This is a genomic window from Flavobacterium cryophilum, from assembly GCF_048286555.1.
In the GTDB taxonomy this organism is placed as follows: domain Bacteria; phylum Bacteroidota; class Bacteroidia; order Flavobacteriales; family Flavobacteriaceae; genus Flavobacterium.
Genome location: NZ_JBLVPZ010000007.1, coordinates 128,127 through 149,889, shown reverse-complemented (window position 1 = coordinate 149,889; position 21,763 = coordinate 128,127). Strand labels below are relative to the sequence as shown.

General features: G+C 33.3%; 22 protein-coding genes, 1 tRNA gene and 1 pseudogene. 12 read left to right on the top strand and 12 right to left on the bottom strand.

Annotated features, from left to right (window positions below):
* The first annotated feature begins 155 nt into the window (after positions 1–155).
* The 3 genes from ACNQGJ_RS11635 (at position 156) to rny (ending at position 2,523) form a co-directional block, all read left to right on the top strand.
* Positions 156–446, top strand: coding sequence for a hypothetical protein (locus ACNQGJ_RS11635; RefSeq protein ID WP_417972925.1), 291 nt, complete (start codon positions 156–158; stop codon positions 444–446).
* Between the two features lie 8 nt (positions 447–454).
* Positions 455–748: a cell division protein ZapA gene (locus ACNQGJ_RS11630; protein ID WP_417972923.1), complete on the top strand. Its 294-nt coding sequence runs from the start codon at positions 455–457 to the stop codon at positions 746–748.
* 209 nt (positions 749–957) lie between these two features.
* Positions 958–2,523, top strand: a complete 1,566-nt coding sequence (gene rny, locus ACNQGJ_RS11625; protein WP_417972921.1) for a ribonuclease Y — start codon at positions 958–960, stop codon at positions 2,521–2,523.
* Between the two features lie 113 nt (positions 2,524–2,636).
* Here the strand turns inward: rny and ACNQGJ_RS11620 are convergent, their stop codons facing one another.
* The 3 genes from ACNQGJ_RS11620 to ACNQGJ_RS11610 form a co-directional block, all read right to left on the bottom strand.
* Positions 2,637–4,166, bottom strand: a complete 1,530-nt coding sequence (locus ACNQGJ_RS11620; RefSeq protein ID WP_417972919.1) for a PAS domain-containing sensor histidine kinase — start codon at positions 4,164–4,166, stop codon at positions 2,637–2,639.
* 183 nt (positions 4,167–4,349) lie between these two features.
* Positions 4,350–5,246: a site-specific tyrosine recombinase XerD gene (gene xerD / locus ACNQGJ_RS11615; protein WP_417972917.1), complete on the bottom strand. Its 897-nt coding sequence runs from the start codon at positions 5,244–5,246 to the stop codon at positions 4,350–4,352.
* Between the two features lie 79 nt (positions 5,247–5,325).
* Positions 5,326–5,925 carry a hypothetical protein gene (locus ACNQGJ_RS11610; protein ID WP_417972915.1) on the bottom strand — a complete coding sequence of 200 codons (600 nt, stop codon included), beginning with the start codon at positions 5,923–5,925 and terminating at the stop codon, positions 5,326–5,328.
* Positions 5,926–6,306: 381 nt separating this feature from the next.
* Between ACNQGJ_RS11610 and ACNQGJ_RS11605 the strand changes: the two genes are divergently transcribed.
* The 3 genes from ACNQGJ_RS11605 (at position 6,307) to ACNQGJ_RS11595 (ending at position 9,944) form a co-directional block, all read left to right on the top strand.
* Positions 6,307–6,870 (top strand): porin family protein, encoded by a 564-nt coding sequence (locus ACNQGJ_RS11605; protein WP_417972913.1) that lies wholly within the window; start codon positions 6,307–6,309, stop codon positions 6,868–6,870.
* 76 nt (positions 6,871–6,946) lie between these two features.
* A complete protein-coding gene (aroQ, locus tag ACNQGJ_RS11600) occupies positions 6,947–7,360 on the top strand; it encodes a type II 3-dehydroquinate dehydratase (protein ID WP_417972911.1) in 414 nt (137 codons plus the stop codon).
* A 97-nt stretch (positions 7,361–7,457) separates the two neighbouring features.
* Positions 7,458–9,944 (top strand): DUF5686 and carboxypeptidase regulatory-like domain-containing protein, encoded by a 2,487-nt coding sequence (locus ACNQGJ_RS11595; protein ID WP_417972909.1) that lies wholly within the window; start codon positions 7,458–7,460, stop codon positions 9,942–9,944.
* Positions 9,945–10,038: 94 nt separating this feature from the next.
* Here ACNQGJ_RS11595 and ACNQGJ_RS11590 read toward each other — a convergent pair whose 3' ends face one another.
* From ACNQGJ_RS11590 to ACNQGJ_RS11575, 4 genes are all read right to left on the bottom strand, one after another.
* Positions 10,039–10,905 (bottom strand): cation diffusion facilitator family transporter, encoded by an 867-nt coding sequence (locus tag ACNQGJ_RS11590; RefSeq protein ID WP_417972907.1) that lies wholly within the window; start codon positions 10,903–10,905, stop codon positions 10,039–10,041.
* 115 nt (positions 10,906–11,020) lie between these two features.
* On the bottom strand, positions 11,021–12,331 hold the full coding sequence (murA, locus tag ACNQGJ_RS11585) for a UDP-N-acetylglucosamine 1-carboxyvinyltransferase (protein ID WP_417972905.1): 1,311 nt from the start codon (positions 12,329–12,331) through the stop codon (positions 11,021–11,023).
* A 107-nt stretch (positions 12,332–12,438) separates the two neighbouring features.
* Complete coding sequence (locus tag ACNQGJ_RS11580) at positions 12,439–13,164, bottom strand: DUF4290 domain-containing protein (RefSeq protein WP_417972903.1); 726 nt, start codon at positions 13,162–13,164, stop codon at positions 12,439–12,441.
* Between the two features lie 88 nt (positions 13,165–13,252).
* Complete coding sequence (locus ACNQGJ_RS11575; protein ID WP_417972901.1) at positions 13,253–13,537, bottom strand: DUF493 family protein; 285 nt, start codon at positions 13,535–13,537, stop codon at positions 13,253–13,255.
* A 147-nt stretch (positions 13,538–13,684) separates the two neighbouring features.
* Between ACNQGJ_RS11575 and ACNQGJ_RS11570 the strand changes: the two genes are divergently transcribed.
* The 5 genes from ACNQGJ_RS11570 (at position 13,685) to ACNQGJ_RS11550 (ending at position 18,249) form a co-directional block, all read left to right on the top strand.
* Entirely contained in the window at positions 13,685–14,224 is a 540-nt protein-coding gene (locus tag ACNQGJ_RS11570; RefSeq protein WP_417972899.1) for an AAA family ATPase, read from the top strand.
* Between the two features lie 51 nt (positions 14,225–14,275).
* Positions 14,276–16,171 (top strand): RecQ family ATP-dependent DNA helicase, encoded by a 1,896-nt coding sequence (locus ACNQGJ_RS11565; protein ID WP_417972897.1) that lies wholly within the window; start codon positions 14,276–14,278, stop codon positions 16,169–16,171.
* Positions 16,171–17,118 (top strand): methionyl-tRNA formyltransferase, encoded by a 948-nt coding sequence (gene fmt, locus ACNQGJ_RS11560; protein ID WP_417972895.1) that lies wholly within the window; start codon positions 16,171–16,173, stop codon positions 17,116–17,118. Before ACNQGJ_RS11565 ends, fmt begins: the two co-directional genes overlap by 1 nt.
* 180 nt (positions 17,119–17,298) lie before the next feature.
* On the top strand, positions 17,299–17,571 hold the full coding sequence (locus ACNQGJ_RS11555; protein ID WP_417972893.1) for an HU family DNA-binding protein: 273 nt from the start codon (positions 17,299–17,301) through the stop codon (positions 17,569–17,571).
* A 117-nt stretch (positions 17,572–17,688) separates the two neighbouring features.
* Positions 17,689–18,249: a YqgE/AlgH family protein gene (locus ACNQGJ_RS11550; protein ID WP_417972891.1), complete on the top strand. Its 561-nt coding sequence runs from the start codon at positions 17,689–17,691 to the stop codon at positions 18,247–18,249.
* Here the strand turns inward: ACNQGJ_RS11550 and ACNQGJ_RS11545 are convergent.
* Positions 18,246–19,085, bottom strand: coding sequence for an aminotransferase class IV (locus ACNQGJ_RS11545; protein ID WP_417972889.1), 840 nt, complete (start codon positions 19,083–19,085; stop codon positions 18,246–18,248). The genes ACNQGJ_RS11550 and ACNQGJ_RS11545 overlap by 4 nt on opposite strands.
* A gap of 55 nt (positions 19,086–19,140) precedes the next feature.
* Positions 19,141–19,533 carry an START-like domain-containing protein gene (locus ACNQGJ_RS11540; protein ID WP_417972887.1) on the bottom strand — a complete coding sequence of 131 codons (393 nt, stop codon included), beginning with the start codon at positions 19,531–19,533 and terminating at the stop codon, positions 19,141–19,143.
* Positions 19,534–19,690: 157 nt separating this feature from the next.
* Between ACNQGJ_RS11540 and ACNQGJ_RS11535 the strand changes: the two genes are divergently transcribed.
* Positions 19,691–19,764, top strand: a tRNA-Met gene (locus ACNQGJ_RS11535).
* Positions 19,765–20,222: 458 nt separating this feature from the next.
* Here the strand turns inward: ACNQGJ_RS11535 and ACNQGJ_RS11530 are convergent.
* From ACNQGJ_RS11530 to ACNQGJ_RS11520, 3 genes and pseudogenes are all read right to left on the bottom strand, one after another.
* Positions 20,223–20,861, bottom strand: a pseudogene (locus ACNQGJ_RS11530) (type II toxin-antitoxin system HipA family toxin).
* Positions 20,862–20,933: 72 nt separating this feature from the next.
* On the bottom strand, positions 20,934–21,353 hold the full coding sequence (locus tag ACNQGJ_RS11525) for a HipA N-terminal domain-containing protein (RefSeq protein ID WP_417972885.1): 420 nt from the start codon (positions 21,351–21,353) through the stop codon (positions 20,934–20,936).
* Between the two features lie 135 nt (positions 21,354–21,488).
* Positions 21,489–21,752 (bottom strand): helix-turn-helix transcriptional regulator, encoded by a 264-nt coding sequence (locus ACNQGJ_RS11520; protein WP_417972883.1) that lies wholly within the window; start codon positions 21,750–21,752, stop codon positions 21,489–21,491.
* Positions 21,753–21,763: the final 11 nt, after the last annotated feature.

Here is a 21,763-nt window from a genome sequence, read left to right as displayed (position 1 = left end):
ATAAAAAAAGTATTCAAAACAGCGCTAAAAAAAATAGTTCGTAATCATTTGTAAAACTGATATTTAACTAATTTAATGCAAAAAAAATAATAAAATATTGCAAAATTAAAAAGGAATACTAACTTTGTATGATTATGTAATGAATAAGATAGATAATGAGTGCAATTGCAGAAATTATTGATTCTCTTGAAAGTAAGATTGAAAAACTTTTTTTAAAAATGAAAGGTTTGGAGAAAAACAATCAAGATTTGAAAAACGAATTAACAAAAGCTGCATCCCTTATACAAATGCAATCCCTGGAGATTGAAGCGTTAAAAACGCAGTATGAAACACTCAAAGTTGCAAATACATTACTAGGCAGTGACGATAATAAAAGAGATACGAAGCTTAAAATAAATGCATTAATTCGCGAAATTGATTATTGTATAGCACAGCTATCCGATTAATAAAAGATATGGACGAAAAGCTAAAAATTAAAATATCAATCGCAGACAGAGTCTACCCGTTAACGGTTGATTTCTCTCAGGAAGAAGGCCTCAGAAGCGCTTCTAAAAAAATTGATACGATGATTAAGCAATTTGAAGAAAATTATGCTGTTCGTGACAAGCAAGATGTTTTAGCAATGTGTGCTTTACAATTTGCCTCGCTAACGGAACAAAAACAAATTGATAAAGCTACAGATGGAGAAGCAACCATCGAAAGAATTAAAAAAATCAATGCGATTTTAGATCAATATCTCGACAAATAAACGTTCTTTACAAAAACTAAGATACTGCCTACATTAGTTCACATTTGGTAAACTCAACACTAACAATTTAGAATGAGCAAATCATCACTACTAAAGCATGCCACGCTTCGGCGAGGAAACTTGAACAGTGAGTTAGCTCAAAACTTGTCTTTTCGAGTTTATTCAATTCACTCTAATGTAGGCTTTTTTATATATAAATTTTAACAAACATGGACAACATATTAACGATTATTATTTCAGGAATTATAGGTATTGCGGGAGGTTTTGCTATCGCCAAATTGATAGAAAAAAGCAATATTTCAAACTTAATTAAAAACGCAAAAAAAGAGGCATCATCCATTTTGAAAGATGCAAATCTGGAAGCTGAAAACATAAAAAAAGATAAAATTCTTCAAGCAAAAGAAAAATTTATTGAATTAAAATCAGACCACGAACAAGTTATTTTATCCCGTGACAAAAAAGTTGCTGAAATAGAAAAAAGAGTACGCGATAAAGAATCTCAAATTTCGAATGAATTATCAAAAGCTAAAAAAGTAAACGATGATTTTGAATCCAAAACTTTAGAATACACCACTAAAATTGATAATCTCGATAAGAAACAAACGGAAGTTGACAAATTACATAAAAGTCAACTGCAACAACTGGAAGTCATCTCTGGTTTATCTGCTGAAGAAGCTAAAGATCAATTAGTAGAAGGACTGAAAGCTGAAGCAAAAAGCAAAGCAATGTCTCATATTCAAGACACTATTGAAGAGGCTAAACTGACCGCACAACAAGAAGCTAAGAAAATCATTATCAATACCATTCAACGAGTTGGTACAGAAGAAGCAGTAGAAAACTGTGTTTCGGTATTTAACATTGAATCCGATGACGTAAAAGGTAGAATCATTGGTCGTGAAGGTAGAAATATCCGTGCGCTAGAAGCTGCAACTGGAGTGGAAATCATTGTCGATGATACGCCGGAAGCTATTATACTTTCTTGTTTTGATCCTGTGCGTAGAGAAATTGCGCGTTTAGCATTACACAAATTAGTAACTGACGGAAGAATTCATCCGGCACGTATTGAAGAAGTAGTTGCCAAAACTGCGAAGCAAATTGATGATGAAATTATAGAAGTGGGTAAACGTACCGTAATTGATTTAGGAATTCACGGATTACATCCTGAATTGATTAAAGTGGTAGGTCGTATGAAATACCGTTCTTCTTACGGACAGAATTTATTACAACACTCCCGTGAAGTTTCTAAACTTTGTGGAATCATGGCAGCTGAACTTGGTCTTAACGTAAAACTGGCTAAGAGAGCTGGTTTATTGCACGATATTGGTAAAGTACCAGATGCTGAAAGTGATTTACCACATGCATTATTAGGAATGCAATGGGCAGAGAAATATGGTGAAAAAGAAGAGGTTTGCAACGCTATTGGTGCACACCATGATGAAATAGAAATGAAATCATTATTATCGCCAATCATTCAGGTTTGTGATGCTATTTCAGGCGCAAGACCAGGAGCGAGAAGACAAGTATTGGATTCTTACATTCAACGTCTAAAAGATCTTGAAGAAGTAGCGTACGGATTCAGCGGTGTGAAAAATGCTTATGCAATTCAAGCAGGTAGAGAACTTCGTGTAATTGTGGAAAGCGAAAAAGTTTCGGATGAAAACGCCGCTAGCTTATCTTTTGATATTTCACAAAAAATCCAAACGGAAATGACGTATCCTGGACAGGTCAAAGTAACTGTTATACGTGAAACAAGAGCTGTAAATATTGCTAAATAATATATTTGATTTAAACCTTATAAAAAAAACTTCTCATCACTGAGAAGTTTTTTTTTGCCTTTTTATAAGTCGTTTTGCTTTAAAAAATATTTAGTTTATTAATTGAAACCCATTTATTGATTATTCCCGCTGTCGTTGAAAATAATTTTAAAAGTAGTTCCAACGCCAACTTCACTTTCGACAGAAACAGTTCCTTTCATCGATTCTATTTGATTTTTTGTAAGATGCAATCCTAATCCCCTGGCTTCTTCATGCTTGTGAAATGTTTTGTACAACCCAAAAAGCGAATCTCCATATTTTTTCAAATCGATGCCTAATCCGTTGTCCGAAATTGATAAGGTTTTCTTAGCGTTTTCGATTGAAAACGCGTACTTTATCACAATAGGATTATTCAATTTGGAATATTTTATCGCATTTGTTGTAAAATTCAGCAAAACACTTTCTAAGTATGCCGGATTAAAATCGACAAAAACGCCCTCAGGAATATCCTTTATGATGGTTACCAGATTATAATTTTTTAAATTCTTGATTAAGTCCAACGTTTTATTTAAATACACATTTAAGTCTAATGATTTAATCGGAATGTTCGAATTACTTTGTATGAGTACCAGCTGGGTCAAATTTGCTATAGTTTCGTTTAAATCATTCGAAACAGTGCGTAAATGAGATAACATTTCTTTGTTACTCTCTACATCATCATCACCATCTATAATGTCTAAAAGTGATTTAATATTACCCGCTTGCGTATTTAGATTATGGGAAACAATATGCGAAAAATTCAATAGTCGGCTATTTTGCTGACTATACAATTCCATAGTTCTTACTAACTCTAATTCTTTTTCTTTTTGTGAAGAGATATCAGTATGAGTACCGATGACTCTCCACGGTTTTCCATCTTGATCACGTTCAATTACTTTTCCTTTGTCCAAAATCCATTTGTATTTACCGCTGGAAGTCAACACACGGTGGTGATTTTCATAAAAAGGTGTTTTATTATCAAAATGATCCTGAATTTCAGCGTAATATTTTTCTAAATCATCGGGATGCACAATTTCGTCCCAACGTTCTGGATTATCAAAAATATCCAAGGACTCCTGCTCAAGGATTTTCATTGATTGCGAGGAATAAAAAACTTTATTAGTCCTCAAATCCCAGTCCCATACTCCGGCTGTTGATGCTTCAAGAGCAAATTTAAAACGTTCTTCAGAAATTCTAAGTTTGATTTCCTGTTCTTTTATGTCTGTTACATCTGAAATTCTTCCATAAAAAGCAATATTTCCATCAGGATACAATTCTGGTTTTGAAGAAACTTTGAGCCATCTCAATCCTTTTGCAGGCAATAAAACTCGAAACTCAAAATCCCATCGCGCTATGTTTCGTTTAGCATTTACCAGGGACTGAAAAAACGGCAATCGATCCGCTTCAAATATCCTGTCATAAATAAAAAACTTATCTCTGTCGACAAAATGGTCTGAAGACAACTCAAAAAAATCGTTTACCGATTTACTGACTAAAGGAAATAAATAGGTATTGTTAGGAGCAATCACAAATTCAAAAATTAAATCGGGAATTTCTTTAAATAATTTACTGTAAAAATCATTTACCTCTTGGCAATTTTCGTTCTGGGATAAATCAAAAACCATCTATTTTTTTATAATATTTTAATCCAATACAATTTAAAGTATATTCTTTTATTTGTCAGCCTATTATTAAAATTGTGCCAGTTCAATGCGATGTTAAACTGCATTTTTAAAAATCTCGCTTTACATTCAATAAGTAACTATTTCTTGTTTCTCCGTGCTAAATTTAGAAATTATCACCCAATTTTATTTTCTGGGATGAAATGAATTCAAAACCTGTGTCAAAAACTTTCTGTCAAGATGCACATATATTTCTGTTGTTGTTATCGATTCATGTCCAAGCATCAATTGTATAGAGCGTAAATCAGCCCCGTTTTCTAAAAGATGAGTGGCAAAAGAATGCCTGAAAGTATGCGGACTTATCGTTTTCTTCAGCTCTATTTTTACTGCCAAGTTTTTAATAATTGTAAAAATCATAGCTCTGGTTAACTGTTTTCCTCTTCTGTTTAAAAAGAGGGTGTCCTCAAAACCTTTTTGAATTGTGATATGCTTTCTAATAGAGTTCCTGTAGATTTGAATGTATTTCTGCGTCAAATCACTAATTGGTACAAAACGTTGCTTATTCCCCTTACCCGTTATTTTAATAAACTCTTCCTCAAAGAATAAGTCGGAAATTTTTAAAGAAACAAGTTCTGAAACCCGTAATCCGCAACCATAAAGGGTTTCCAGCATGGCGCGATTGCGTTCTCCTTCATTAGTGGTTAGATCTACAGCGAAAATAAGGCTATCAATCTCATCCACCGATAAAGTGTCTGGAAGCTTTCTGCCCGTTTTAGGAGTTTCAATAAGTTCTAATGGATTGTCTTGGCGATAATCTTCAAATATCAAATAACTAAAAAAACTTTTAAGACCTGATATGATTCTGGCCTGTGAACGTGGATTGACTTCCTTAGCCACACTATAGATAAATTGCTGCACCGTTTCTTCTCCAATTTTAATCGGCGTAACTACAATTTTATTTTTAGTCAAAAACAGACATAACCGTTCAATATCAAAAGAATAATTATCGATCGTATTCTTAGACAAACCGCGTTCAATTTTCAAGTAGGATTGATAACTTTTTATGCAGGAAATCCAGTTCATAGCTGCAAAGTAACGCTTTTTTGAGCATAAAAAAACCCCTACGAAGAGTGGTTTTAAAAAAATTTTATAGAATAATCGGTTATTTTCCCCATTTCCCTCCTCCTAGATAAAATCCGATATGAATTCCTAAATAAGAATTTGCAACTGAACCTTTATTCGCTCCATTAGAATCTTCTAACGTAGTGTCAGGAACTAAATTATATTCCAATCCCATTCTAAATTTTCCCCATTCAAAACCTGCTCTAACCAAACCGCCAAATACTCCGCTCGCTTTGGGTTGCAATTCAGTTCCAGCATTAACATCCGCTTCATTAAATTCGACATTTCCGACAGCGTAATAACCCGCTCCTCCTCCTACGTACGGAACGAACGATTTTCCTGATGCATTAAAATAATAATCATACGTTCCTACAAATGAACTACTCGCTGAAAGTTTAGCATTGTCAATTTCGCCATTAGTACTTTCAACATCACGAACTATTGCTGCAACACCCATTCTTAAACCCACATTCATATTATCCTGAATATTGTATTTAGGTTCCAATGATATTAAGATACCTCCTCCTCCATTTGAGGGCACAACACCTAAATCTAAACCCACTCTAAAACCGTCTTTTTTTTGCGAATAACCGTTGAAGCCAAGCAAAGTAACGAGTATTACTAAAATAATTCTTTTCATCTTTAATGTTTAATTGTTAATAATACTATAAAAGTAACTATATTTAAAGTAATACACTTCTTACCTATTATAAGTTATTAACATCTTTTGATTAAAAATAGGAAACAACTTATCTGAAATAAAAACTCATTGTGCATTAAATAAATCAGAGCAACAACAATAGAAATATAGTTCCCAAGTAATTGATTGTGTTACCTTTATATTTTTATTGCATTTTAAAACATAAAAAACCAGTCAAAATCGGACAATTAATATTGCTTTAACAATTTTTTGGACTAATTTTTGCAAGAATTGTATTTAAGAAAAATTAGACAATAATACTTAAACAAAATAGTTTTAAGTAAAAGTTCCAATTTAATTATTAATATTAAAAAAAAAATTATGAAAAGAATAATTCTTGTTGCTGTAGTACTTCTTGCCGCGTCTGTTGACATGCAAGCACAATTGGTAAAGTTTGGTCTTAAAGGTGGTTTAAACTATGCGAACCAAACTGGTAGTGATATTACAATAAATAGTGACAATTACCAAACTGATGGTATAACTAGTTATCACGTAGGATTAGTAGCTGAACTTAAATTAACGGACGGTTTTTCTATTCAGCCCGAACTGTTGTATTCGACTCAAGGCGCAACTTATAAAAATGCTTTTGAAGAATTCAAAAATGAATTGGGTTATTTGTCTATCCCCGTGCTAGCCAAAATTCATTTGAATAAAACGGTCAGTCTGGATCTTGGACCACAAGCTTCCTTTTTATTAAGTGAAAGAAATAATTTTGACGTAGAAAACGCTGAAACGTTTGAGTTTGGTGTTGCAGGCGGATTAGGATTTAATATTACGAAACACTTTTTTCTACAAGGTCGCTACGTATTAGGATTAACCGAAGCGTCGAAAACGGCTGAAGTTAAAAATTCTGTTGTGCAAATATCAGCTGGATTTACGTTCTAATTCCAATAAAAAATTAATTTATCAAAACCGTTCTTTAAATTAGAACGGTTTTTTTATTTTTACAAAAACTAGAATTATGAAAATTAGTATCATCAACGGACCAAATCTTAATCTTTTGGGAAAACGCGAACCAGAAGTGTACGGAAGTTTAACTTTTGAAGAATATTTTACAACTTTACAAATAAAATTTCCAACTATTGAATTTACTTATTTTCAAAGTAACATTGAAGGTGAACTGATCGATAAAATTCAAGAATTTGGTTTTTCTAACGACGGCATTATTCTCAATGCAGGCGCCTACACCCATACTTCTATTGGCATTGGAGATGCTATTAAAGCTATTACAACTCCAGTTATTGAAGTCCATATCTCGAATACGTTTTCACGGGAAAGTTTTAGACACCAGTCCTATATTTCTGGAAATGCAAAAGGAGTCATTTTAGGTTTTGGTTTAAAAAGTTATGAATTGGCGATCCAATCTTTCTTGTAAGCTCCAAATTAAAATAAAAATATTCTAATAAATGTTTAACAAATAATTAATAGCCTCTTTTTAAACTTCTTCTATTTTTGTGAAAGAAAAAACTTTCATGAGAAAATACTACTTACTTCTAATATCATTGGTATCCCTTACCAACTATGCACAAATAAAAGGAACCGTTTCTGATGAAAAAGGGAATCCTCTCCCTTTTGTTACTATTTTTCAAGAAGAAACCTATAATGGAACTACCTCAAATGAAGTAGGGAAATATGAATTAAACTTGAAGAAAATGGAAAAGCAAACCGTTGTATTTCAATTTTTAGGTTTTAAAACGCAGAAAATAACAATTCAGACGGATAAGTTACCCTATTCTTTTGATATCAGAATGATGGAAGAAAGCTTTTCATTGAATGAAGTGGTAATCAACACTAAAATTAATCCTGCTATTGCTATCATAAAAAAGGCAATTGCCAGCAAAAAAGAAAACACCCAAAAAACAGCACGATTTAATGCCGATTTTTACTCCCGCGGCATTTTCAAACTAAAAAATACTCCTAAAAAAATATTTGGTCAAAAAATTGGGGATCTAAATGGTTCTTTGGATTCTACAGGAACGGGGATTATTTCATTGTCAGAGACTTTTTCTAAAATTACTTTTGAGAAACCCAATAATTTAAGAGAAGTCGTAACCGCCTCTAAAGTAAGTGGAAAAGATAACGGTTACAGCTACAATACGGCCAGATCTTCGTTTTATGACTTCTATGATAACACGATTGACTTTGGAGTTAATATGATTTCTCCTATCGCAATTAATGCTTTCAATTATTATAAATACAAATTAGAGAGTACGTTTTATGATGCCAATAATCATTTGGTTAATAAAATAAAAGTTATTCCAAAACGTGACAGCGAACCTGTTTTTGAAGGCTACGTTTATATTGTTGAAGATTCTTGGGCCATATATGCCGTTGACTTGGACATTAAAGGATACCGAATGAAAGAGGAGTTAGTCGATGTCATGACTTTAAAACAAAACTTTAGTTACAATAAAAGTAATGCCATTTGGGCAAAAAACACTCAAAGTCTTGATATTGCAGCCGGAGCTTTTGGCATAAAATTAATTGGAAAATATACCTATGTATACAGTAATTATGAATTTGTAAACTCCTTTGCAAAAAAAACGTTTACAAATGAAATTACTAGTGTTGAAATAAATTCAAATAAAAAAGATTCTATTTTTTGGAATAGCAGCAGACCCATTCCTTTAACCATCGAAGAAAGCAGTGATTACATTCGAAAAGACAGTATTTACAAGGTTCGAAATTCTAAAAAATATTTAGATTCTATTGACACTAAAGAAAATAAATTCAAACTAATGAAGATACTGAGCGGCTATACATATAGAAATAGCTCAGAGAAAAATTCCTTTAGTTATGAAGGATTACTAAATCTGGGTTCTTTAAGTTTCAATACCGTACAAGGTTATAATTTTGATTCTGGGTTTCGATACACCAACTGGAAAAATCAAGAAAATAAAGGGATATACACGTCAATAAGCACAAAACTCAATTACGGTTTTGCTGAAGATCGCTTGCGTGCAACGGGACAATTTATCCATCGGTTCAATAATAAGAATTATGCTACTTTATATCTGACAGCAGGAAGTTCTGTAAAGCAATTTAATCCGAATGAACCCATCAGTAAAGCGATAAACACGATAAGTTCATTGGCATTCAAGAACAATTTCATGAAGCTGTACAACCTAGAATCGGCGGCAATTGGCTACAGCCAGGATGTTGCAAATGGAGTGAATCTAAATGGAAAGATAGACTACCAGCAACGCAAACCATTATTCAACAACACCGCTTTTTCTTACTTTAACAAGGATGATTTATATACTTCTAATAACCCTTTGGCACCGGATGATTTTAACACTCCAGCATTTGAAAAACACCATTTGACGAAAATTAATTTGCTTGCAAAAATCAATTTTGGAAACAAATATTCCTCTCGTCCCGATGGGAAATTTAACATCCGAAATGAAAAATATCCAACTCTTTATGTGGGCTATGAAAAAGCAATTGCGGCGAACGAAAAAAAATATGAGTTCGACCACTTCAGTACCCGACTAACATATGATTTGACAATGGGAAATAAGGGAATTCTAGGATTGAATCTAAAAGCCGGAAAATTTTTGAATGCTGAGAATATCTCCTTTGTAGATTACAAACACTTTAATGGCAATCAAACACACATAGGTCAGGCAGCACGCTATTTGAATGTATTTAACTTGCTCCCATATTATTCTAACAGTACAAATAACAGCTATTTTGAAGCCCATACGGAATACAATGACCAAGGCTATATCATGAATAAAATACCATTGTTGAATAAATTAAAATCAATTTTAATACTGGGCGCTCACGCACTTTCTACACCAAATAACAACCCTTATACTGAAATCACAGTTGGCCTTGACAATTTAGGTTTTGGAAAATTTAAAATGCTACGTGTTGATTATGTACGTTCGTACCAAAATGGTTTTCAAGGTGACGGTGTTGTTTTTGGACTTAAGTTTTTAAATATATTGGAATAAAAACTTCAGCAATAAATAGTTTAGTATTTAAAAAAGGCACAAGAAACAATTTTCTTGTGCCTTTTTTAAATATTATAAGGTTTAAATAATTGAATTAATTCGGTTCCACATGAATCAAAACGTGACCTAATTCCGGCATTTGATTTTGCAAGGTATCTTTGAGTTTATGAGCTAAGTCATGTCCTTCTTTTACAGAAATATTCGAGTCTACAATTGCATGTAAATCAACATGATATTGCATCCCTGCTTTTCGAATAAAACATTTTTCGGTATCAATTATTCCTTCTACTTGAAGTGAAACTATTCGAATTTGCTTTATCAGATCATCATATAAATGTTCATCCATTATTTCGCCCAAAGCAGGTCGAAATATTTGATAGCTATTGTAAAGAATGAATCCAGAAGCAAAAAGTGCGGCCCAATCATCGGCTGATTCGTACCCATTCCCTAAAATCAAAGCAATTGAAATCCCAAGAAATGCCGCCACAGATGTTATTGCATCGCTGCGGTGGTGCCACGCGTCAGCTCGTAATGAAGAACTATTCGTTTGAATACTCCTTTTCATCACTAATCGAAAGGAATATTCTTTCCAAATAATTATTGCCCCGAGAACAATTAATGTCCAAGGTTTTGGCAATTGATGTGGGGTTCCAATATTAATGATACTTTCATACGCAATAATGGTGGCCGAAGTGATTAGAAAACCAACAACCAAAAAGGTGATTAAAGGTTCTGCCCTTCCGTGACCATAAGGATGATTTTTATCCGCAGGTTTATTAGAGTATTTGATTCCAAATAAGACTAAAAATGAAGCAAAAATATCAGTAGTCGATTCAATTGCATCTGCTATTAAAGCATATGAATTCCCAAAAAAACCTGCCAGACCCTTAATAATGGCCAACGATGTATTTCCAATAATACTGAAATAAGTGGCCTTTATCGCTGTTTGTTCTATTGACATAAGCTTTTCCTAAAGATTAATTAAAATTAAAAACGCTTAAGTAAACCGTATTGAATAATTAGATTCAAATCCTGTTTGGCTTACTTAAACGAATTTTTGTAATTATTTGTTTGCTTTATGCGCGTACAATATTAGCTCCAATAGCTCTCAATCGTTCGTCAATGTGTTCGTACCCTCTATCGATTTGTTCAATATTTTGAATAGTACTCGTTCCTTTTGCTGAAAGCGCTGCAATCAATAAGGAGATGCCAGCACGAATATCTGGTGAAGACATTGTTGTGGCTTTCAATTGTGATTTGAAATCATGTCCCATAACAACGGCACGGTGTGGATCACACAACATAATTTTAGCTCCCATATCAATTAATTTATCCACAAAGAACAGTCGGCTTTCAAACATTTTTTGATGAATCAAGACATCACCTCTAGCTTGCGTAGCAACTACGAGAACAATACTCAATAAATCAGGGGTAAATCCAGGCCAAGGAGCATCGGAAATTGTTAAAATAGATCCGTCAATATCCGTTTTTACTTCATACCCATTTACGTGAGCAGGAATGTAAATATCATCTCCTTTGCGTTCTAGTGTAATTCCAAGTTTTCTGAAAGTAGTAGGTATAACGCCAAGGTTTTCCCAACTTACATTTTTTATTGTAATTTCTGATTTTGTCATTGCAGCAAGACCAATCCAACTGCCTATTTCAATCATATCGGGTAGAATTCTATGTTCACAACCGCTTAAACTTTCAACACCTTCAATGCTCAATAAGTTAGATCCAACCCCTGTAATTTTAGCTCCCATGGAGTTTAACATTTTACATAATTGTTGCAAATAAGGCTCACAAGCAGCGTTATAAACTGTAGTTTTTCCTTTGGCCAAAACCGCAGCCATAACAATATTAGCTGTCCCGGTTACCGATGCTTCATCCAACAACATATCAGCACCTTTAAGTCCTTTCGGTGCTTCTACCCCATAAAAATGATCTTCTCTGTTGTAACGGAATTTTGCTCCAAGATTTATAAATCCTTCAAAGTGAGTATCCAATCTTCTACGTCCAATTTTATCTCCACCTGGTTTTGGAATATATCCTTTTCCAAAACGTGCCAAAAGCGGTCCAACAATCATAATAGATCCGCGAAGAGAACCGCCTTCTTTCTTAAATGCTTCGGTTTCTAAATACTGAATATTTACTTCATCAGCTTGAAATGTATACGAGCCAGATCCTGTTTTGTGGATTTTAACGCCTAAATTTCCTAAAAGTGTAATTAGTTTGTTAATGTCAATAATATCAGGAATATTATTAATGGTCACTTTTTCAGGAGTCAAAAGAACTGCACATAAAATTTGCAGTGCTTCATTTTTGGCTCCTTGTGGTGTGATTTCTCCTTTAAGACTAATACCGCCTTCTATTTTAAAAATTCCCATTTTTTACAGTTATGAGTTATAAATTATTAATTATCCGTTAAAAAGTTACGGGCTAAAAGTTACTGTTAAAAAAGTTCAGAACTTATGACACCTATATCATAACTGACTTATAAAGGTTTTCTGTTTTGGTTTTTGTGTATCGGATTTGGTTTTCCTGTTTTTGTATTCTTATTACTTTGAATTTTTGGAGGTCCTACCGGTGAGATTTTATTAGAAACTCGCTTGTTGGTTCGTAATAAATCTGTCGTATTAAGAAGCTCTTCGGTACTTTGAATCAAATTCAATTTGCCGCCTGACAATTCAAATAAATGTTCAAAAATAACATCGTCCTTCACCGTGTCTTTGTTCCAACTCAAATAGGATTTTTTCATGTGATTAGCGATAACTTTCACTAAAGCACTTTTCATTTCACCATCTTCCCATTTATTGGCTACATCAATCATGTATTTTATATTGTTGCCATAATACCTGTATTTTGGAAAATTCTGAGGATAACTTAGCACATCCGGCTTCAATTGTAAAACTTCACGGGATGGAATTGGATAGGGTGAATCAGCTACCAATTTAAAATCAGACATAATAAAAATCTGATCCCATAACTTGTGCTGAAAATCAGGGACATCACGCAAATGTGGATTCAAGCTTCCCATAACCTGAATAATGTATTTTGCCGCTTTGTTGCGTTCTACATCATCTTCAATTTTCGTCGCCTGATCAATTAGTTTTTGCAAATGGCGTCCATATTCTGGAATAATTAAATGCGATCTTTCTGCATTATATTCCAAATGGTGAACCACATCATTCGAGTTTTCTTTAATATATTTTGAATTCATATTGGAATGTATATTTTTTGATCTAACCTGCTCTTTTTCGAAATTATTTAAATATTCGATAGTACATGGATCAAAATTAGTTTTATATCTAAAGAGAAATAATCCCCTTAATTGTAGAAACTTCTAGGTATTTATCTACTATTGCTTGTGAATCTTTCATGGTTACGTCTACAGATATACTGGTAAACTTTCCCGTCTTCGATTTTGTTGTTTTTACAACCGCTCCCATACAATCAAAAGCCAACTGAACACGTTCGATATTATCATTCTCTGTTGGCACAATAAATTTAAATAAGTACACTGCCGGCCATGTATTGCTCAGGTCCAACTCTACTTTTAATCTATCATAAAATTCTTGAGTGTTCTTGTCCATTTTTTATTTGAAAATAAAGGCAAATATACAGTTTCAAAAGTAAATTATGAATTTTGAATTATGATTTTTTACCTAATATTATTTTAACAGCAATCATTTTTTCAAATCCCAATAAGTTTAAGTAAATTTGCCCTTTATTTTTTAAAAGTGCAGAAAGAAATTATAGTTATCATTGGCGGTCCGGGAACAGGCAAAACAACTATCATCGATGGATTGATAGCCAAAGGACATTGTTGTTATCCCGAAATTTCACGGGAAGTAACTTTGGAAGCAAAAAAACAAGGAATTGAACAATTATTCCTTGAAAAACCACTGCTCTTTAGTGAATTACTTCTTGAAGGCAGAAAGAAACAGTTTTATAATGCTTCCAAAGAGCCGCATGAAGTGGTTTTTATTGACCGAGGAATTCCAGATGTTTTGGCTTATATGCACTACATCGGCGATAGCTATCCTGCTTCTTTTGACATTGCTTGTCGCGAACATGCTTATTCAAAAATCTTCATTCTTCCGCCTTGGGAAGAAATTTATATTAGCGATCACGAACGTTATGAAAACTTTGAACAAGCTAAACTCATTTACAATCACCTTACAGAAACGTATCAAAGTTACGGTTACGAACTCATAGAAGTTCCTAAAAACACCTTGGATAACAGAATTCTTTTTATCTTAGATGAAATTTCTAAGTGATTTTTGAATTTACAATTTGGGATGTTTTCTACGAATTGAAATCTGTACTCTATGCAAGAAGCATTAATTATTCTTCAAAAATATTGGAAACACGACAAATTCAGGTCGCTGCAAAAGGAAATTATCGATTCCGTTTTAAGTGGTCAAGACACCTTTGCATTGATGCCAACCGGCGGGGGAAAATCAGTCTGTTTTCAAATTCCGGCAATGATGAACGAAGGAATTTGTCTGGTAATTTCGCCATTGGTAGCATTGATGAAAGATCAAGTTGCGAATTTGCAAAAGCGAAATATTAAAGCCATTGCATTGACTGGCGGCATTAGATCTGACGAAATGATTGATTTACTGGACAACTGCCAGTTTGGTACTTATAAATTCCTGTATTTATCCCCGGAACGCTTGCAATCTGACTGGATTCTTGAACGAATAAAAAACCTTCCCATAAATTTAATTACTATTGATGAAGCACATTGCGTATCCCAATGGGGACATGATTTCCGACCAGCGTATTTGAAGATTTCAGCATTAAAAAAACATTTTCCAAAAATACCGTTCCTTGCATTGACCGCTACAGCGACTCCAAAGGTCAAACAAGAAATTATCACAGAACTGGGATTGCAGGATGCGAACGTTTTTGAGAAATCATTTGCAAGAGAAAACATTGCCTACATGGTTTTTGAAGTAGAAGATAAACTTTTCAGAATAGAACAAATCCTGACTAAAAATCCGGAATCATCTATCATTTATGTTCGAAACAGAAAATCCTGTCTGGATATTTCCGCACAACTGAATTCGTTAGGATTTAAAGCAACCTATTATCACGGTGGACTTCCATCCAAAGAAAAAGATAAGAACATGCAGTTGTGGATGAATCAAGAGGTGCAAGTTATTGTAGCAACGAATGCCTTTGGGATGGGAATTGACAAAGCCAATGTAAAAACCGTAATTCACGTTCAGCTACCCGAAAATTTAGAAAATTACTACCAAGAAGCGGGACGCGCAGGACGCAATGGCGAAAAAGCCTACGCTGTTTTATTAACAAGCCCATCAGATATTGCTCAGGCTAAAAACCAATTTATAAATATTCTCCCCGATAAAAAATTTTTGAATCTCATGTATGTCAAACTCTGCAATTATTTTCAGATTGCTTACGGAGAAGGAATCAATGAGCAGTTTACATTCAATTTGCATCATTTTTGTTTGAAATATGAATTTCCAACATTGAAAACGTACAATGCAATGCAATTTCTAGACAGACAGGGAATTATTAATTTGTCTCAAGAATTCTCTGAAAAAATAACGTTGCAGTTTCTAATTCCTTCCAAAGAAGTGATTCGTTATATGAGCTTAAATCCTAATGATGAGGAAATTATTTTGGCAATATTGCGAACGTATCCCGGAATTTATGAAATGCAAACCGCTTTCAACTTACAATTGATTGCCAAGAAATCAAATCATAAGGAAGCTGAAATACAAGCTGTTTTGCATAAATTGAAAGGAAAAGACATAATAGAATATCATTCAAAAAATAATGATTCGACATTGATTTTTAATGAAGTTCGCGAAGATGAAAGAACCATCAGTCGGGTTTCAAAATATTTAGAAAACCAAAATCAGTTAAAAAAAGAACAACTCCAATCCGTTCTGAATTTCATTTCCGAAAAAAAGACGTGCAAGAATAAGCTCATATTGAATTATTTTGGAGAAAAAACAAACGTTGATTGTGGAATTTGTTCCTTTTGCATTAGCAAGAAAAAAAAGAAAAAAGAGTGCACCTCACTTTCCAAAGAAATCATCACTTTATTGCAATTAGAGGATTTAAATTCGAGAGACATACAAAACAGAACTAAAAATAACCCGGAGGAAGTTATCGCTATACTCCAAGACTTATTAGAAAACAACACTATTTTGGTTAAACCAAATAATAAATATACTTTAAGATCATAATGGAAAAATTACGAATTGTTTTTATGGGAACGCCTGAATTTGCCGTGGGAATATTAGACACAATACTTCAAAACAAGTACAACGTTGTGGGCGTCATTACCGCTGCAGACAAACCTGCCGGTCGTGGACAAAAATTAAAATATTCCGCTGTAAAAGAATATGCATTGGCCAAAAATCTTCCGTTATTACAGCCTGTAAATCTTAAAGAGGAAGCTTTTTTATCGGAATTAAAAATGTTGAACGCTAATTTACAAATCGTAGTTGCCTTTAGAATGTTGCCAAAAGTGGTTTGGGAAATGCCAACTTTAGGAACATTCAATCTACACGCCTCGCTCCTACCGAACTATCGGGGAGCGGCACCTATAAACTGGGCAATAATAAATGGAGAGACTAAAACGGGCGTGACTACTTTTTTTATCGATGATAAAATTGATACCGGCGCAATGATTTTAAGCACTGAAACACTAATTAATGAAACCGAAAGTGCAGGTCAATTGCATGACCGATTAATGGATTTGGGAAGCAAGACTGTTATTGGCACTTTGGAAATGATTAAAAAAAACACTGTCACGACAATTATTCAAAAAGATACTGCCGATATCAAAACGGCTTACAAACTTAATAAAGAGAATTGTAAAATCGATTGGACAAAATCGGCTGTAGAAATCAACAATCTAATTCGAGGTTTAAGTCCTTATCCTGCGGCTTGGTGTTTTATTGAAGACAAAAATGAACAATGGAATGCAAAAATATATGAAAGTAAAATTGTTTTAGAAGATCATGATTACACTGTTGGAAGTATAATTTGTTCCAAAAAAGAAATGAAGATTGCGGTAGAAAATGGATTTATTGAAGTGCTAAGTTTACAGTTTCCGGGCAAAAAGAAGATGAATACACCAGAATTTCTTAATGGAATTACGTTTTCAGCTGAAGCAAAGGCTCATTAACATCAACAAAAGCGGGTGTTCAAATTATTTTAACAAGAAATAACTCTTGTCTTATTGACAAAACATATAAGTTATTAACAAAATAAACTAAAATCACGCAAAACACTTGCAAGGAACGTATTTCCTACTAAATTTGTGTATTAACAATTTTTTTTAACCAACAATTAATAACTAATTATTATGAACAAATCAGAATTAATCGATGCTATCGCTGCTGATGCAGGAATTACTAAAGCTGCTGCAAAATTGGCTTTAGAGTCATTTTTAGGTAATGTAGGTGGAACTTTGAAAAAAGGTGGAAGAATATCTTTAGTAGGTTTCGGATCTTGGTCAGTTTCTGCTAGAGCTGCTAGAGACGGTAGAAATCCTCAAACAGGAAAAACTATTCAAATCGCTGCTAAAAATGTAGTGAAATTTAAAGCAGGTGCAGAATTAGAAGGTGCGGTAAACTAATTTTAGTTCCCCCAATATAATCAAAACCTTCCAGATGGAAGGTTTTTTTATACGTTTCATCGACTTTATTTTGTACTACTATAATAAAAAATTAATTTTATTAAAAAATATATCCCGATGATTACAGACAAACTTAAAAAAGGATATTTGCTTATAGCAGAGCCTACGATAATTGAGGATCTATCATTCAACCGATCGGTAATTTTATTAGCTGATTACAATGAAGAAGGTTCTGTTGGTTTTATAATTAACAAACCGTTGAAATATACTATACATGATTTAATCCCGGATATTGATGCGCGATTTAGGATTTACAATGGTGGTCCGGTTGAACAAGATAATCTGTATTTCATACATAACATTCCAGAATTGATTCCCAATAGTATCGAAATCTCAAATGGAATATACTGGGGAGGTGATTTTGAGTCTACAAAAGAACTTATCAATAAAGGTGCAATTAATAATGATAACATCCGTTTCTTTCTTGGGTATACAGGTTGGAATGAAAACCAATTAGAAAATGAAATGGAAAGTCATTCCTGGATTATAACTGCAAATAGCTATGAAAATAAAATAATTGGAAAATCAGCAACACATTTCTGGAAAGAGCAAATCATGGAATTGGGTGGAGAATATCTTATCTGGTCCAATGCTCCAGAAAATCCATACTTAAATTAAGTACTACGGATCATTTCATTAAGTTTTTCTACTAGTTGTATTGCTAAACGCGTACTGAATCCTTTTTTTCGGTATTGCGTTATTGGTTGGATTCCTTTTATGACATTTGTGATAAATAATTCATCTGCTTTTTGCAGGTCAAATGGTGATATTATTTCCTCTACAACTTCTAAATTTTCTATTTTTTTAGCCAAGCTCAGAATTTGTTTTCTCATAACGCCATTTAAGCATCCTTCAGAAACCGGCGGTGTAATTAATTTATTGCCCAACAGCATAAAAATATTTCCTTGTAATGCTTCAACAACATTTTTACTGTCATTCAATAACAAACAATTCTCTAGACTGTTTTCCTTCGCAAAAATACTTCCAGTTATATTTATGAGTTTATTAGTGGTTTTAATAGACGAAAGCAGTTGTTTTGTAACGTAAAAATCTTTGTACAAATCAACTTCATAATGTAGTTTTTCAATAGAATACAACGTGTTTTTTAGTGCTGTAGCATGGATCAGAAACGACACCGTGTTCGTTAATGGCAGATAATAGCCACCGTCATTTCTATAAACAGTAATTCGAGCACGTGAAGAATTGCCTACTTGATTTTTTGCGACCAATGAAAGTATTTGTGCTTCAAAATATTCCATGGTAAAATCCATTGGAATTTCCATTCGAACGACACGCATTGAAGACATTAGCCTAAAATAATGATCCTCTAGAAAAAGGATTTTATTGTCTACTAATTTAACCGTTTCAAAAACAGCATCGCCATATAAAAATGCGCGATTTTGTGTCAATACAGTAGCATCCTCAGCTACAAAAGTCCCATTAAAATTAATCATAAAAAAAGCCCTAAATTTGATTCAGGGCAAATATAAGGTATAAAATACTATTTTACTATACAGAACCAATTAGATGTTTAAGGTCTGAAATTTGATTTTCCCACAATAATGTAGCTTCGTCAACCTCATCTTTCTCAGCAAAATCAACCACCATTAAAGAGACATCCTTGGTAAGCTCATCCACTAAAATATGCAGTTCAAAAAAGTATTCCGTGTCTTTACTATTCTCATCTACCCATTTGAATTTTACTTTTTCACCTGTTTTCTTTGAAGCAAGTCTAGCTTTTTCTTCTGAATCATTCCAAATGAAAGTAAAAAACTCACCGCGAGAATTCACATTATCGGCAAACCATTCTGACAAACCTGAAGGAGTCGATATATATTGATATAATAACTGAGGCGAAGAATTTATAGGAAATTCGATTTCGTAACGTACTTTTTGATCCATGAGCTACATTTAATTTTTTTCGAAATATATTAAATATAACGCCGAAAAAAAAGCGTTTTTAAAAATATTTTTTTTTATTAAAAATATACTTGCATGCATTAATTTTATTTTTATATTTGCACCCGCATTCAGGGATGGTTATCCATTCGGGATCAATGGCGAGATAGCTCAGTTGGTTAGAGCGCAGGATTCATAACCCTGAGGTCACGAGTTCAAATCTCGTTCTCGCTACACATAAACCCTTAAACAACAACTGTTTAAGGGTTTATTTATTGAAATTATTTCCTCACTTAGTGAGGAAATAGAGTGAGGGAATCAAATAAAACACTAAGGTATCACCCTAATAATGTGAACAATACGTAAACAGACCTCAGGTTCAATAATACTATTACTTTTTTTCCTTAAATAAATAAAACAATACCTAAGACAGAAATATTTAAAAAAAACAAAAATAACGGCGATAAACGCCGTCAATAAAATATTTTACAAACAAAGTAATTCACATCATCTTTTCATCACGATTGGATCGGAAGAAAGAGAATCGATACGGAAACGATCTGATTTGTTATTATAATTCTTATAAAATTTTATTTTCCCTCAAGTCAATTAAGGACTTATGCGTTTTTGATAAATTCGCTAATGGAATTAGTTTCATTTATATTTATTACTTGGTATTTTTGAAGATATAATTATCTTAAAATTTTAAAATCTTTACTTATCGATAAGCGAAAAGCGACTGGAACTTCAAGTTTTCTTGCAATTTTATCCCATTCCGGAATTACACCTTGTACCTCTTCAATAATTTTAATCGGATTCTTAATAGCCATAGCTTCAGCAATAGATACTACATCCTCAAGTTTAATATCGATACGCTTGCCGTTTATAGATAATGCTCTTGCCGTATTTAAAAATTTATGCAACGCATCAATAGGATACGTAATATCATAGGCAGGACTTAAATTCCATGAATTATTCACACTGTCATAGATAAAACTATGGTTTTTCAAATGGTCCGTGTTAGCAAAAACCACATTAAAAATCATTCTACGATACAATTCCCTGATGTCTTTGTGTGGAACTTTTAGTCCCAGCGCTAATTTGAATAAATTTTCATATGATGAATCCTCAGGTCTACTGTAGTCTCAACCAGTCAAACCAGAAGCCGTCAATACATGTTGCTTTTCTCCATACTGCCTGTCATAACGCAATGTGGCAAAATGTTTATCCTCAATAAGCTTACACTCCATCATTTCGACACTAGCCGCCTGTGTCAGCAAATGATACCCATACTCTACTTTTTCTCGGTTATATCCACCCAGTTCATCCATGTATAACTTAACGAGATAATGATTATAGTCTTCAGAACATTCAATATCTCCGGGAATAATAACCTTAGTTATTTAATGTTCGGATACCAATATTTTAGGGCGCGCACCCCCAGCCGAAGTTCCAATCTTAAAAATATTTAAAAGTGCTAAATCACTCAGGCTTTCCTGCGAAGCTCCTGTTTTAATTTCAAGTACTTTCTGCAACACAGCAACAATTTCATCAAAATTCACATTCGCTGTTGTTGGTATATCAGCTACTGGTTTATATTCCAAAGCCCCCATACCTCTATTGGCAACATAACTAAGCTGATCTAATGGACTAATTTTATCAAATGCCATAGACTTTGATTCAAACCATTCCTTAAAAATTATATTCCCGAACATATCAGGAAGTGAATCAGCAATCATTGGTGGTAGACCCTTGAAAGCAGCACCTTCATATTGGGTAAATATCTGAGGATATTTATGTCGCTTAAAGATATAGGGAAACATCTTACTGTATTGACCCGAATCTAAAAAAAAAGGATTATATTAAAAATAACTTCTTTTCCCATCAATATCATAACCCAATTTTCCGATTTCGATTCCAAAAGCAAAAACATCTATAAGTGCATTAGTAGCCATAAATTAATATAAAGAGTTAATATTACTATCCGAAATATTATTATCAATTGCGTTATAAACAACTTCCAACATATCAAAATGACTCACTACCTTTAGTAAAGTATCTAAGGTAACATTTTTACCATCTTCCAGTTTTCTGATTGTGAGTCGTGACATCTCTAATGCTTGTGCTAAATCATCTTGAGACAGTTCATACATACGTCTCTTCTGCTTACACCATTCTCCAATCTTAATTTTCACATCTTTAATATTCGCTTCACCTAACATAACTAGTATAT